Below are 13969 nucleotides of genomic sequence, written 5' to 3' on the forward strand. Positions count from 1 at the left end.
TTGTTGTCGCCTTGGACAATCGAAAGTGTTTGGTCGATTCGAATTGGCCTTTGGCGAAGATTTCCAGAGCTTGGCGCCGCTTCTGCAGCGCTTCAGTCCAGAGCCGCTGATGCTTTGGATCGGCCAGAAGATCGAAGGCGAGATAAAGCGCGGGGGTCTGCTGCGATAATTTCGTAACGCGGCTCGCCGCCGGATGAATCCGCTGCAACAAATCGTCGAACGAAAACGATTTGCCGATGGGGACCACGATTTCGCCGTCGAGCATAAATGTCCGCGCTTTCAGCTGCAGCGCGGCCGCGATCAATTCGGGGAAGTAGCGTCCGAGATCTTCGCCCGATTTTGAACGCAGGCTGACATTGTCATGGTCGCGGGAGAGCAGGCAGCGAAAACCATCCCACTTCGGTTCGTACTGCCACGTCGAACCTTTCGGGATCGCATCGGCCGAACGGGCCTCCATCGCCGCGAGATGCGGCAACGTCGAAATTTGGTGGGGAAGCTTTGGTCGTGAGGCTGGCAAGTCCGGTCCCGCTCTGGATCACTGGACTTCCAACGCAAACGGCCGGCTATTCGCCGGCCGTTGTCAGAAATTATTCCGAGGCGCGATCAGACCGCAGCGGTGATCCACTGCTGAAGCTTTGCCTTCGGCGCGGCGCCAACCTGACGGGACGCCATCTCGCCGCCCTTGAAGATCATCAGCGTCGGGATCGACATCACGCCGTATTTCGACGCCGTCTTGGGGCTCTCGTCGACGTTCAGCTTGACGATCTTGACCTTGTCGCCCATCGCGCCCGCAATCTCGTCGAGCGCCGGGGCGATCATGCGGCATGGGCCGCACCATTCAGCCCAGAAATCGACCACGACCGGGCCTTGCGCCTTGAGCACTTCGGCTTCGAAATCGGTGTCGGAAACCTTGCCAACCGCCATTGTACTACCTCGTTCGTTCAGGAGATGCGGCGCCTTCCGAGAATCGCCGCCGGGATCATGGGTCCAAACTATGAACGCGCCCTTGCCGGGTCAAGCTTTGCCGGCCCGGTGGCGAGGGATGCCAGTCCGGCGTCCAGCGCGGGAGCTGAAATCTCCATTAATTCAGGGGTTTCAGTCCAAAGTAATGCTGTTCGGATGGCCCGCTGGGGATAAAGTTTTCCCAGCAGTGCACGATAAAGTGCGAGCTGGCTGACATAGGCGGCGGGCGCCGCAGCGGCCGAAACCGGCGGGACCTGATTGGTCTTGAAGTCGACGACCAGGACCTCGCTTTCGGTGACGACGAGACGATCGACCTGGCCTGACACCAGCATCGGCGTCCCACCCGGCCGGTCGAGATAGCCGACGATCGGCACTTCGGCGCGGCTGCCTTCAGCGAACACGGCGGCGAATCTGGGATCGACGATCAGTCCCAGTACTTTTGTCGCGAGCGTGTCGTGCTCGTTGGCTGCCCAGTCGGTGGCATTGCGGCGGAGAAAGTTCAGGGCGGCCTCGCGCCGTCGCTCCGCCGCAATGTCCGGCAGCGACTGCAGCAGGCGGTGCACCAGCGTACCGCGCTGCAGTGCACGCGAGCGTTGCTCGACGGTTTCGCGGGCCGCGACGCGCCGTGCTTGGTCGCCGCCGACTTCCGACGGCCGCAACAGCTCGGCACGCGTCGGCTGCAAAGCGGCCGGCGTTCGCAGCCAGGCCGGCAATACGAGGGGCGTGCTTGCCGGCGCCGCGACGATGCCGCTGGCGTGAGCGCCATGCGTATAGCGGCGGATCAAACCGTCGTCCGTCTCGATGATTTCTTCGACAAGCCCGGAAGCCGCCAGACCCTTGTCGGCCAGGTCATACCAGCACAGCTTGCGGATCGTGTTGACGTTGCCGGGCTTGATGCCCGCGATGATCAGCCGGTCGGCCGCGCGCGTCATCGCCACATAGAGCAGGCGGCGGTATTCGTCCTCGGTATCGGCGAGCATCGCTTCTCTTGCCGCAGCGACCGCCTTGGGGTCGTCGGCTTTCTTTCCGGCCCAGACCATGACCTTGCCGCCGCCGGCGCGCGGCAGCTGGATCAGCCGCAATCGCTGCGTATCCGCCGGTGACGATGTGGTGTCGATCATGAGGACGACGGAAGCTTCCAGGCCCTTGGCGCCATGCACGGTCATAACGCGAACTTCATCGCGCGAAATTTCCATGTCGCGCTTCACCTCGGTATCAGCCGAGCGCAGCCAGGCCATGAAGCCCTGTAGCGAGGCCGCCGCCTTGCGCTCGTAATTCAGCGCGAGCTCGAGAAATTCGTCGAGCGCATCGTTGGCCTCATGGCCGAGGCGTTTCAGAATGCGTTGCCTGCCGCCGTCGCCGCCGAGCAGCCAAGCGTAGAAGGAAAACGGGGTTTCATGGAGGAAGCGACGCTCGCATTGCTCCAGGCGCTTGAGTGCATCTGCGAATTTTACGTTGTCGCCGGCGTGCTGCGACAGCGCGGCGCGCAACGAGCCTTTGCGATCCCAGGCGAGCGCAAACAGATCATCGTCATCGAGCCCCAACAGCGGGCTTTTCAGGGCGACCGCCAGCGCCAGATCGTCCTGCGGCAATAATAGCGCGTCCGCAAGATTCATCAGGTCGATGATCGCGATGTGCTCGGTCAATTTCAGCCGGTCGGCGCCGGCGACCGGGATGCTGGCATGCTTCAAAGCCTGAATTACCGCATCGAACAGGTTGCCGCGCCGGCGCACGAGTATCAGGACGTCGCCATAAGTCAGCGGCCGGCGTGCCCCTTCGGGCCCGGTCATGGTGCCGCTTGTGACCAGCCGCTTGATCTCGGCCTGAACGCGCCGCGACAGTTTCACCTCAGGACTGGTCACCGACACGCCATCGAACGGCGCGCGCCATCCCTCGATATCCCTGCGGTCGTCGGCCTCAGCCAACGGCCACAGTTCGATCTGGCTGGGCCCGGCGTCGTCGAGCGCCATGTGCGGCGGCATGCCGTCGAGATCCGTGGTGATGCTGCGATAGACCTCCGGCGACTGGAAGGCGCTTTCCACCGCGCGCAACACGCCGGCGCCGGAGCGGAACGAATAGGTGAAAGAGATCGATTCGAAGTCGAGGCCCGCGGCCCTGAAACGCGAGCCGAAATTCTGGCGGCGTTCGGCAAACTCGCGCGGCGCCGCGCCCTGGAACGAGAAGATCGATTGCTTCTCGTCGCCGACCGCGAACACCGTCCGGGTGACGCCGTCGCGGGCACCGCGGCCGGCGGCGAATTCGGAGATGATGTGCTCGACGATATCCCATTGCCGCGGACTCGTGTCCTGCGCCTCGTCGATCAGCACGTGGTCGACGCCGCGATCGAGCTTGTAATGCACCCAGCCGGCCGACACCTTGTCCAGCATGCGAAGCGTCTTGTCGATCAGGTCGTCATAGTCGAGTAGGCCGCGCTCTTCCTTCTCGCGCCGGTAATTCGCCGCGGCCGCGATCGCGATATGCAGCAAAGCCTCGGTGCGATCGCGGGTGATCACGGCGCGACGTCTTTCAACCAAAGACGACAGCCGCGCGATTTCGTTGTCGAACAGGCGGCCGATCGAAGGGTTGTCGCGCATGAAGGCCTTGGTCAGGACATTGGTCCGCGGCGATTTTTCGTCGGTGAAGAACACGCAGAGATATTCGTCGACCTGGGCACTGCCGGTGACGGCGAAAGACGCACGCAGTTGCTCGGCCTGCTTCTGGTCCGATTTGCTGCTGCCATCGAGCGCGCCCGCGATCTCGAGCCATCGCCGGCGCGGCAGATAGGGGCCATCGAGGATTTCATTGTCGACGGTCTCCAGGTCGTCGTTCGCATATACGCCGAGCGCAGCCGACATCTCGGCCGCCGCGACCTCGACGCTGCCCGCGGCGTCGGTCCAGGCAAGGAAATGATCGCGGGAAAGGCAGGCCTCCCGCACCACGTCCTTGAAGGTGACGTCGGCGGCATTCGCCATCGCGGTCTGGAGCGCGCGGCCCAGTGCGCTGTCGGGTGCGCGCGAAGCTTCCAGGAAAACCTTGAGGTTGGCGCGTTCCATCATGTCGGTCTGGTCGCGCTCGTCGATTACGGCAAAACGCGCCGGCACGTTGGCCTCGAACGGAAATTGCTGCAGCAGCCGCGTACACAGCGCGTGAATGGTCTGCACTTTCAGGCCGCCCGGCGTTTCCAGCGCCCGCGCAAACAGTTCGCGCGCGGTTTTGCGCAACCTTGCCGTCGGATGCGGCAGCCCGGCGTCACGGATCGCCTCATCGAGCGCGGGGTCGTCGAGCGTCACCCAGTGACCGAGCGTCGTAAACACGCGCTCGGCCATGTTGGCGGCAGCGGCCTTGGTGAAAGTGATGCAGAGAATCTTCTCCGGCGGCACGCCGGAAAGCAGCAGACGAATCACGCGCTGCACCAGCACATGGGTCTTGCCGGAGCCCGCATTCGCCGAAACGAACGACGAAGAGGCCGGATTCGAGGCGCTGGCCTGTTTGTCGCGGACGGCGCCGGGGATGCTGCGCTTGGCCTTCACCATTCCGGAAGCCCCAATCCGCCGGCCGCCGACCACTCCTTGATCCGTGCCAGATCGTCGTAAGCGCCGTAGCGGTTGGTCCACATCGGCAGATTCAGCGAACGATAGGGCTCGCTCGCATTGTCGAATTTGCGGATCAGCGCCTCAAGCTGCGCGAGCGCGTAGTCTGCCGCCTCGTCGGGCGGCTGCGGGGTCTCGTTCCTTATCTTTAACTCGAGCGACTTGTGCTCGCCCGGCGGATTATTGCCGCTGATCCTGACATAAGCGAGTTCGCCGACGGACGAACCGGCGTCGATGCCTTCGAAACCGCCCTGGCGAAGGATTGCCGCCTCCAGCGTCAGTTGCGGCGACAGTCCCATCCACACCTGCTTGCCGGTCGGTGGCGCACCGGTCTTGTAGTCGAGCACGACAAAGCTGCCGTCGAGGCGGCGCTCGATCCGGTCGGCGCGTGCGGAAAGATAGAACGTGCGCTCGTCGTCGAGATGGATCGGGATCTCGCCGCGGATTTCGGCATGAATCGCGGCAAGATTGGCGCGCCGGGTCGTTTCCCATTCGGAAAACCACCTGACGACGCGCTGGAAGCGCGGCCACCACAAAGCGCGCGCCTCGGGCCGCTCCATCAGCGGAGCAAAATGAGCGAGGCCGATCTCGCGCAGCGCCTCGATGGGGTTGGCCGGCAAGTCCTTTGCATACTTCCTCGTGAATTCGCCGATCGCATTGTGGATCGCCGAGCCGCGATCGGCCGCGGACAGTGGCATGTCGACGGGATCGAGCGGTTCAAGCCTGAGAATATATTTGGCGTAGATGGTGTAGGGATCGCGCAGCCAGTCCTCGATTGATGTGACCGACAATTTCAGCGGCCGCGTGGCGCGCGGCGGCGTCGGTGCGGGCTGCTGGACCGGCTTCACCTCATCAGGCGCATCGAGCGCGAGCGCGAAGTCGACATATCGTTGGCCGGCTTGCTTGGCCGCCTCCCAGCGCGTTTCGCCCGCGACGGCTTCGAGCCGATGCAGAAATCGCGAGGCGACCGCGGGCGCGCCTCCGGCCTTGGCGGAATGGCTGAGGATCACGTCCTCGCTGCCGAGCAGCTGCGCGAAGTCATGCGCCGACAGCCCGATCCGCCGTTCCGGCAGATCAAGGCCCAGTTCGTGCCGCATCGGGCGGCTCAGCCAGGGATCGGTGCGCGGCGCCGGCGGCCACACGCCCTCGATCAATCCGCCGGCGATGATGCGATCAGTCTGCATCAGCCGCGATTCCAGAGGGCCGTAAATGTGGAGCCTTGCGCCCGGCTTCTCCGATCGCCGCACCGCGCGATCGGAAAACGCGGTCTGGAATACGTCCGCATAGTCCGCCAGCGCGATCGAAAGCCCGCTCTGCCTCTCGCCGGCAAGCAAATCGTCGAAAGCGGCGGCGAGCGCAAGTCCCTCCTGCGCCTCGAACGCCATCGCAGCGCCGTCAGCATCCTGCGACAGCGCGATCAGCACCTCGCGGTGGCGCGCGACGATCTCGGCGAAATCATAAGGCCGCGTCGGCGACAGGCTTTCCATCGGCGCCAGCGCGGCCTGCAAGGCCGCGATCAAGGCTTCTGCGTCGCCGAGCTCGGAATCGCTCAAATGGGCCCGCCGCTCCGAACCATGCAGCGAGGAGAGATCCTTGCTGCGGAATTTGGTCAGTTCGGCCCGAAAGCGGGCAAAATCCGCCGCGAGGCCCTTGCTACCGGGTTGCGGCCGCGTTCCGCGCAGGATCGCGAGTTCGAGCGTTTCGATCGCCGGCGCGTGCGCAGTCGGCCCGAGCCCGAGCCGGCACAGCGGATGTTTGAGCAGCGCCAGCAGCGTTGCTGGTTCGAGCCCCCTGGTGGTGGCTTCCGCGGCGAGGCGCGCGAAGATGCCGGCGGAGGTTTCAATCAGTGCATCGCCGCCGGAATCGTCGAAGTCGAGATTCCAGCGCGCGAGTGCTGCCATCACCCGACGGGCGAGCGCGCGGTCCGGCGTCACCAGCGCCGCAGACTTTCGCAAATGGGCAGCCTCGCGCATCGCAATCGCGATCGCCAGCGCCTCCATTTCCGGATTGGGCGCCTCGATCACGGCAAGATTTTGCATGCCGCGGGCGATGTGGTCGGCGATCTCCGGCTTCTTCAGGCGATCATGCCACTGCGCCGTTGCATTGGAGGGACGCATGGCTTCCGACAGCAGCACTTCGCGTCCGAACGACGCCGATGGTGTGAGACTCTCGACATCGCCACGCGCAATGCCGAAACGCTCGAGCAGCGCATGCATCGCATATTGCGGATGGCTGGAGGCGGGATGTTCGTTGACGCTGCCGTCATCGTTACGCTCGCCGCCGATGCTCTGCCACGAAGCCTCGTCGAGGTCGGTATCGAGTCCCGGCAACACGACCGCCCCTTGCGGCAGCTGCGCAATCACATGCAGGAATTTTGCGGTCGCGGGCATCGATCCGGTCGAACCCGCGGCGATCACGGGACCGGTAGGGTGGGCTGCAAGACGCTTGCCTTCGGCGTCGATCAGGCGGTCGCGCCGCATGGCCGGCTCGATCCTGCCGATCTCGGCGAGGTAATCCGGCCACGCCTGGCGGGCGATCCGCAGGAACTCGAGCGTGAGCTGCCAATATTGATCGAGCGCATCGGGCACAAGCCGGTCCAATGCATTCCAGTCGACGCCGCGGGTTGCCATGTCATCGATGAGCCGCGCCAGATCGCCGGCCAGAGCGAGCGTCGAGGCAGGACTGCCGACCACCAGCGGTGCGGTGGCCGAGCTCTTCGCCCAGGCGGCGACCAGCCTCGCCAATGTCAGCCGGCGTTGCAGGTCGCCGAGCTTGGGCGGCAGCTCCAGCGTCGCTGTGCCGCCGTAGGTATCGTCCTCTTCGGCGAAAGCCAGTTCGTCTTCGTCGATGTCGCCGAGCGCGACGATGCGCGGCAGCAGCGCGGCCTCTTTGCCGAGCACGTCGAGAAAGATCTCCCGCACCAGCCGTCCGGAGCGGCGCGTGGGCAGATAAAGCGTGGCTTGCGTCAGCCGTTCCGGCTGCTGCCGCGCCGCAAAACCCTCGATCAGCCGGCCGTCGATCAGCGCCGAGACGACGGCGCGCAGAAACGGCACGGAGGAGGGGACGTTGAAGACGCGCATGGACAGCCTGATTCGAGATCAGGGAGGAATATAGGGATTATCGACTTGTCATGCGCGGGCTTGACCGGCGCATTCCATCGAAAAAAGCGTTGAAGAATGATGTATTGCCGGGCCTTCACCACGCCGAAGAGGCTTCGGCGTCGAAGGCGGTTTTAAGCGAGTGCAAGCGCCGCCGTTCTTGGAACCATGCCCGGCAATGGCGACAACTACGCCACGCTTTCGAGAAACGCCTCTTCGGCGGCGCCCACCGCATCCGGCGTGCCGACATGCATCCAGCTGCCGTCAAGCCGAAGCCCAAACAGCCGTTCCTGCTCGTTGGCGGCATCGAACATCCGGGTCAGCGAGAACTCGCCGCTCGGTGCGCCCTCGAATATCGCGGGCGAGATGATGGCCACGCCGGCATAGACGAACGGAACCACTTGGTGCTCTTTGCGCTTGCGCAGCGCGCCGTCGGGCAGCATGGCGTAATCGCCGTTGCCGTCATATCCGGTGCTGCCGGCCGTCGGTGCCATCAACAGCAAAATGTCCATCCGTGCGGGATCGAAAGCTTCCGCAAGCCGCACGAGATTCGGCCGAACGCCGTCGATCCACAGCGTATCGGCATTGAGATGAAAGAACGGCTCGCTGCCGAGCAGCGGCAGTGCCTTGACGACGCCGCCTCCGGTGCCGAGCACCTGGTTGCGTTCGTCCGAAATGATCACGTGCGGGTGCTTGCGCGCCTTCACATGATCGATGATCTGGTCCGGCAGATAGTGAACGTTGACGACGGCTTCGCTCACGCCGGCGTCGGCCAGCTTGTCGAGGACGTGGTCGAGCAGCGGCCGTCCGGCCACCGACACGAGCGGCTTCGGCATCCGCTCGGTGAGCGGACGCATCCGCAGGCCGAGACCGGCGGCAAGAACCATGGCTTTGCTGGGCTTGACGGACATGTACGGAGGGCTCTCGCGTTCAGGTTCCCACCGTGTGGCGGGAAAGGTCAATTCCGTCTGCCCTTAAGCCGCAGGCGGTCGGAACGACCCGAGAAGAATCATACCACGGCGATTCGGGCGGCATATCGATTAATCGACCGCCATAGTCGCCCGATATGACGGTGGTAAGACGGGATCAGCCGGCCAGATTTCAGGCTTCGGCGGTGCGCCGCGCCTTCTTCTTCTTGTCGCCGGTCTTGAGAAAATTAACGCCGATCTGGTCGCCATTCACCCATGCGAGTTCGCACCGGCGATAGGCCAGGCCCGTCGACGACAACAGCAAAAAGAATTCCTTCAGGTGCAACCCTTCGACCGAGCCCTCGATGGTCAGCTTGGCGCCGGTCTCGGAGACGTCTTCCATGATGCAGTCGCGGCGCCACGTGCCGTCGATGCCCATCATGTGCGCGGCAAATCCTCGTTCGAACGTGACGCGATCACCTCTGCGCCGCTCTGTCACCATCGTACTCCGCCCTTGCAGCCGCCCCCGCCGTCCATCACGAAACCGGCCATGCTGCGGGCAGGGGCACCGGGCAGAATAGACGGCCGATGGCTAATATCCGGTAAACCGGCGCTCGAATCCCGTCACGTCTTGGGTGGCGGAACATGCACCTCGTACCAGCCCCGCAAGCCGGCCAGTGCCGGATGCGCCAGCGAGCGGCTCAGGTAAGTCCAGATCCGCGGCTGGTGACGCAAATATTGCGGCTTGCCGTCGCGGCGGTTGAGCCGCGCGAAGGTGCCAAGCAGACGGGTATTTCGCTGCGCCGACATGATCGCGTAGCTCTCGGCAAAGCCTGCGGGATCGAACGAATGGTCGCAGGCGTGGCGGGCCTTGATGTAGCGGGTGAACAGCGTCAATTCGAGCTGTTCGGGAATATCGATCCGCGCATCCTGCAGCAGTGACACCAGATCGTAGGCGGCTGGGCCCAGCACCGCGTCCTGGAAATCGATCAGGCCGACTCGCGAAATTCCGGAACGTTCGGCAAGCCAGATCAGATTGGGGGAATGAAAATCCCGCAGCATCCAGGTCTTCGGTAGCGCAATGATCTTGGCGAGAAGTTCGCGCCAGCGCGTGACGAACTCGGCGCGGACCTCGTCCGGCGGTACGGCATCGCGGTCAGGCAGATACCATTCCAGCATCAGTCCGATCTCGACCATCATCGCATCGAGGTCGAAGATCGGAATCGGATAATTGACTTGCGGCACCAGCGGCAGGATTTCGGGCAACAGCACGCGGTGCAGTTCCGCGAGCGTGTCGACGGCGGCCTCGTAGCGCTCGGCGATCGGCTGCGGCGGCTCACCTGCGATAAAACTCTCACGGCCGAAATCCTCGGTTATCAGGAAGCCGGCTTCGAGGTCGGCATAATGAATCGCCGGCGCGGAGAGTCCACGCTCACGCAGGCCGTTGGCGATGGCAACGAATGGCTTGACGTCTTCGGCCAGATGCACCGCGGCGCTGTAGGACTTGCCCTCGTAGATCGCCGGCCCGTCGGGCCGTCGTGGCGAGTTCATCAGGATGACCGAACTGTCGTCGCGGTAAAGCCGGGCATAGGAGCGCGTCGAGGCATCGCCAGGCATGCGCTGACGCCGGGCGTCGATGTAGCCGGCGCCGTCGAGGAATTGCCGCAGCGCCTGCAGGCGCGCGACCTGCGCCGCGGCCTTGCCGTGGCCGGTGATTTCGGCGGCGCGCGCCGTCGATCCCAGCGCGGGCCGATGGCTGAAGGCGATGTCGATGCGGTCCGGCGGCAACGCGCCGGCTGCGCGTTCCGGCCATTCGATCAGCGCCACGACGCCTTCCGGCAGAGGCGACAGGCCGATCTCTTCCAGCTCGCTCGCGTCGTTGATGCGGTAGAGGTCGGCGTGAATCAGCGGCAACGGACCAAGCTCGTAATTCTGCGCCAGCGTAAAGGTCGGGCTTGGGACTTCGATCGCGGGATCGTCGGCGAGGTAGCGGATCAAGGCGCGGGCGGCCGCGGTCTTGCCCGCGCCGAGATCGCCCGACAGCGTGATGACGTCGCCGGCGCCGATCAAGAGCGCAAGGTCGGCCATGAGATTTGCGGTTGCCGCCTCGTTGGCCAGTGCCAGCGAGAATGTCGAGGGATTGGTCATTCCGCGGCGTTACGATGTGCCGCCTGGTCGATCGGGAAGTCGCAGGTGACGGTCGTTCCCTTGCCGATGATCGAATCGACGCGTACCCGTCCGCCGTGCAGCTCGACAAAGGATTTCACCAGCGGCAGGCCGAGGCCGGCGCCGCGATGGCGCGATCCGTTGGAGTGACTCTCGAACCAGTCGAATACCTTGTCCTTGACCTCGGGCGGAATGCCCGGGCCGCTGTCGGTCACCGCGAATATGACGTGATGGTCGGTGCGTCTGGCGCTCAGCGTGATCTCCGAATGCTGCGGCGAAAAACCGACCGCGTTGGCCAGCAGATTGTAGAGCACCTGTACCACGCGTCCACCGTCCGCGACGAAAGTTCCGATGTTCGGATCGACGTCGGTCTTGAGCTCGATATGATCGCGTGCCAGCCGGTCCTGGATGCCTTCGGCGGCATTGTCGATGGCTTTGCGAATATCCACCGGGCCGATGTCGAGCGTCATCGCGCCGGCATCGATGCTGGCAAGGTCGAGAATGTTGTTGATCAGGGCAAACAGCGAATTGGTCGAAGCGGTGATGTAATTCAGATACTCGGCCTGTTTGGGCACCAGCGGACCCGTCGTCGGGTCGTTGAGAAGATGCGCAAATCCGATGATCGTGGTCAGCGGCGAGCGCAGTTCGTAGGACACGTGGTGGACGAAGTCGACCTTCATCTGGTCGGCGGTCTCCAGCGCTTCGTTGCGCTCGCGCAGCGCCCGCTCGACGTTTTCGGTGTCGGTGATGTCCTGGAATGTGAGCATGGTGGCGCCGTCTGGCAGCGGCATGGTCATGCAGTCCAGCACGCTGCCGTCCTTGCGCTCGAGCTTGAGCGGCACCGCGACGCGATTGTCGATCCGCGTGATCGCCTCGCGGATAATGCGCCAGGTCGCGGCGTCGTCGAACAGCGGTTTGCACCAGGTCTCCACCGTATCGATATGGGGCTGCTCACCGAGCGCCGCGGCTGAAAGCTTCCACATGCCGGCGAAGGCCGGGTTGAACAATTGCGCGCGGCCGTTGCTGCCGAACACCGCCACCGCCTCGCCGAGATTGTCGAGCGTTTCGCGCTGAACGCGGATCAGGCCGTCATAGCGCCGCGCCAGATCCAGGCTCTCGGTGACGTCGTCGAACAGATAGGTGACGCCGCCTTCGGGATTTGGCGTGGTGACGACGCTGAGCGCGCGGCCGTCGGGCAGGTACCAGGTATCTTTCTCGGCCTCGACGGCGCGATAAGCCTCGTGCAGCTTGGCTTTCCAGGCCCGGAAATCCGGCTGTTCGGGCAGCTTGCGCGCGGCGCGCAGCCGGTCGAGCACGCTGGAATCGTCGGGATTGCTGTCGAGGAAGGTGCGGTCGAGATCCCACAGCCGGCGATAGCTGTCGTTGTAGAAGGCAAGCCGTGCCCGGCCATCGAAGACCGCAACGCCGGAGGAAAGCTGATCGAGCGTTCGGCGGTGGGCCTCCGCCATCCGCACCAAGGCCTCGCTCAGCGCGTTGGCTTCCGAGGCGTCGATCGCCATTCCGACGCTGCCGCCGCCGAGATTGAACGCCTGCACGTCGTAGAAGCGCCGCTCGCCGCCGACCACGATGGGAAGCCGTGCGGCAAACGAGGATGTTTCCTGCAATGCGCGGTCCATGTCGGCACGGTCGCTGCTGTCGAGCAATTGCACGTTGCGTTCGAGCGCGTCGTTGATGCTGCTGGCTTCCGCCGCCTTGGCGTAGGCGGTGTTGGCATATTGCAGATTCCCGTCGGGGCCCTTGGCCCAGATCGGCCAGGGAGATGCCTGGGCGAAGCCGCGCAACATCTCGGTTTCCTGCAGCAGCGCCCGGTGCCGCTGGTGGATTTCGGCCAATTCCCGGCGAATGCCGGACAACTCGCGAATCCGCACGATCGCCTGTCCGCCGATGGCGCGGCCGCTGACCTCGACGGGAATTCCGTTCGATGCGGTCAGGTTAAGCAGAAAGCCCTCGCCGTTCTCGCGCAACGTCTCGATCGCCCGATCCATTTGCAGCGCCGCGGCTGACGGTAGCCAGGTTCCGAACGCCAGGATGCGCTGGGACAATTCCTGCGAAGTGAGCGGCGAAACATCGCCGCTGACCTCGGGACGGTCTTCGCCGGCGGGCCAGGCGATCAGGACCTGGGGTTCGGCGAACAACAGCGCGCGATAGCGGTCGGATTCGTTTTGCAGCCGCTGAATCTCGCCGCGCAGGGCCGATTCGTTCCGGGCCGCGCGCACCCGCGTGCGCATCAACAGAATGGCGGCGACGACCGAGAAGCCCAGCAGCGACAGCGCGGTCGTGAGCGCTGCGAACTCCTGGTGATTCATCCCGATAAAGTGCAGCCACGGCAGATCGGCCGCCTGCGCCGGGTGGGAGAGGCCCAGTCCGGCAGCGCCAACAACAGTTCCCTGGGTTGCCCGTCCGCCGCGTGCGAGTGAGGTGCACGACAGCAAGGTCCGGCGCAACGCCGCGATCACGCCCGACATGATTTACCCCAATCCGCACGACCTTAGGCTCGGCGAATCCCCCCGCCGTGCGCGAATCAGCGACAATATCGCCAAGGAGACTCGACGGGTACAGAGTCCAGATCGTGAACGTGAATCTTGCCGTCAAAAAATGCGGGATTACGTCACCGGCCGGGCAACATTTTAAGGAAAATACGGCTCGGGTTTTACCGATTAGCGGCCGGTCGAGCCAAAACCGCCATCGCCGCGCGCCGTGGTGGATAACGTCGGCACCGGAACGAACTCCGCCTGAACGACCGCCGCAATCACCATCTGTGCGATGCGCTCGCCGCGCCGAATCGTAAACGGCACGTCGCTGTGATTGATCAGCGGCACCGCGATTTCGCCGCGATAATCCGCGTCCACCGTGCCCGGCGCGTTTAGTACGGTGATCCCGTGCTTTGCCGCCAGACCCGAGCGTGGGCGCACCTGCGCTTCAAAACCCGCTGGCAGCGCGATCGAAAGACCGGTCGGCACCAGCGCGTACCTGCCGGGTCCAAGGGTGAGAGGCGCGTCTTCCGGAACGGCGGCAAGCAGATCGAGGCCGGCGGCCAGCGCGCTCTGATAGGCGGGCAGGGGCAGGCCCGCGCCGTTCGGCAGTTGTTTTACCTCGACCTTGACGATGCTGTTCACGATGGTTGCCCCGATGGTTTGGCGACGGCCTTGGCGACATGCGCGATCAGTTCGTTCGCGACTTCGTCCTTGGTCATGACCGGCCAGGAATCGACGTCGATCGTGCC

At 64.3% G+C, this 13969-nt stretch carries 8 protein-coding genes and 1 pseudogene; all 9 read right to left on the reverse strand.

Annotated features, from left to right (window positions below; translation table 11 throughout):
- Positions 1-457 (reverse strand): annotated as a pseudogene (locus VFL62_RS06860) (ATP-dependent DNA ligase); the annotation flags it as partial.
- Between the two features lie 146 nt (positions 458-603).
- Complete coding sequence (gene trxA, locus VFL62_RS06865; RefSeq protein ID WP_298107188.1) at positions 604-924, reverse strand: thioredoxin; 321 nt, start codon at positions 922-924, stop codon at positions 604-606.
- Between the two features lie 68 nt (positions 925-992).
- Positions 993-4496, reverse strand: coding sequence for a double-strand break repair helicase AddA (addA, locus tag VFL62_RS06870; RefSeq protein ID WP_325171617.1), 3504 nt, complete (start codon positions 4494-4496; stop codon positions 993-995).
- A complete protein-coding gene (gene addB / locus VFL62_RS06875) occupies positions 4490-7633 on the reverse strand; it encodes a double-strand break repair protein AddB (protein ID WP_325171618.1) in 3144 nt (1047 codons plus the stop codon). Before addB ends, addA begins: the two co-directional genes overlap by 7 nt.
- Positions 7634-7839: 206 nt before the next feature.
- On the reverse strand, positions 7840-8562 hold the full coding sequence (locus VFL62_RS06880; protein ID WP_325171619.1) for a nucleotidyltransferase family protein: 723 nt from the start codon (positions 8560-8562) through the stop codon (positions 7840-7842).
- Positions 8563-8752: 190 nt separating this feature from the next.
- Positions 8753-9061, reverse strand: coding sequence for a PilZ domain-containing protein (locus tag VFL62_RS06885; RefSeq protein WP_325171620.1), 309 nt, complete (start codon positions 9059-9061; stop codon positions 8753-8755).
- A gap of 122 nt (positions 9062-9183) precedes the next feature.
- On the reverse strand, positions 9184-10707 hold the full coding sequence (tsaE, locus tag VFL62_RS06890) for a tRNA (adenosine(37)-N6)-threonylcarbamoyltransferase complex ATPase subunit type 1 TsaE (protein WP_325171621.1): 1524 nt from the start codon (positions 10705-10707) through the stop codon (positions 9184-9186).
- On the reverse strand, positions 10704-13211 hold the full coding sequence (locus VFL62_RS06895; protein WP_325171622.1) for a PAS domain-containing sensor histidine kinase: 2508 nt from the start codon (positions 13209-13211) through the stop codon (positions 10704-10706). Before VFL62_RS06895 ends, tsaE begins: the two co-directional genes overlap by 4 nt.
- A gap of 192 nt (positions 13212-13403) precedes the next feature.
- Positions 13404-13862, reverse strand: a complete 459-nt coding sequence (gene dut / locus VFL62_RS06900) for a dUTP diphosphatase (protein WP_325171623.1) — start codon at positions 13860-13862, stop codon at positions 13404-13406.
- Between the last annotated feature and the right edge of the window lie 107 nt (positions 13863-13969).

It is taken from the genome of Bradyrhizobium sp., from assembly GCF_035701725.1.
Classification (GTDB): Bacteria; Pseudomonadota; Alphaproteobacteria; order Rhizobiales; family Xanthobacteraceae; genus Bradyrhizobium.

Bases quoted from the DNA above. Each gene is read 5' to 3' on its own strand.
- tsaE (WP_325171621.1), bottom strand. From the start codon at position 10,707: ATGACCAATCCCTCGACATTCTCGCTGGCACTGGCCAACGAGGCGGCA.
- VFL62_RS06885 (WP_325171620.1), bottom strand. From the start codon at position 9,061: ATGGTGACAGAGCGGCGCAGAGGTGATCGCGTCACGTTCGAACGAGGA.
- trxA (WP_298107188.1), bottom strand. From the start codon at position 924: ATGGCGGTTGGCAAGGTTTCCGACACCGATTTCGAAGCCGAAGTGCTC.
- addB (WP_325171618.1), bottom strand. From the start codon at position 7,633: ATGCGCGTCTTCAACGTCCCCTCCTCCGTGCCGTTTCTGCGCGCCGTC.
- VFL62_RS06880 (WP_325171619.1), bottom strand. From the start codon at position 8,562: ATGTCCGTCAAGCCCAGCAAAGCCATGGTTCTTGCCGCCGGTCTCGGC.
- VFL62_RS06895 (WP_325171622.1), bottom strand. From the start codon at position 13,211: ATGTCGGGCGTGATCGCGGCGTTGCGCCGGACCTTGCTGTCGTGCACC.
- addA (WP_325171617.1), bottom strand. From the start codon at position 4,496: ATGGTGAAGGCCAAGCGCAGCATCCCCGGCGCCGTCCGCGACAAACAG.